We start from the raw sequence: 643 nt of genomic DNA on the forward strand, positions 1-643 counted from the left end.
TTGCGGTCGTACTCCCCAGGCGGAGTGCTTAATGCGTTAGCTGCAGCACTGAAGGGCGGAAACCCTCCAACACTTAGCACTCATCGTTTACGGCGTGGACTACCAGGGTATCTAATCCTGTTTGCTCCCCACGCTTTCGAGCCTCAGCGTCAGTTACAGACCAGAGAGCCGCCTTCGCCACTGGTGTTCCTCCATATATCTACGCATTTCACCGCTACACATGGAATTCCACTCTCCTCTTCTGCACTCAAGTCTCCCAGTTTCCAATGACCCTCCCCGGTTGAGCCGGGGGCTTTCACATCAGACTTAAGAAACCGCCTGCGCTCGCTTTACGCCCAATAAATCCGGACAACGCTTGCCACCTACGTATTACCGCGGCTGCTGGCACGTAGTTAGCCGTGGCTTTCTGGTTAGATACCGTCAAGGGATGAACAGTTACTCTCATCCTTGTTCTTCTCTAACAACAGAGTTTTACGATCCGAAAACCTTCTTCACTCACGCGGCGTTGCTCGGTCAGACTTTCGTCCATTGCCGAAGATTCCCTACTGCTGCCTCCCGTAGGAGTTTGGGCCGTGTCTCAGTCCCAATGTGGCCGATCACCCTCTCAGGTCGGCTATGCATCGTGGCCTTGGTGAGCCGTTAC

At 54.1% G+C, this 643-nt stretch carries 1 rRNA gene; it reads right to left on the minus strand.

Features of this window, described 5'->3' with window-relative positions:
• Positions 1-643, minus strand: a 16S ribosomal RNA gene (locus ACY191_RS14255); the annotation flags it as partial.

It is taken from the genome of Staphylococcus sp. TCBT05 (assembly GCF_055179755.1).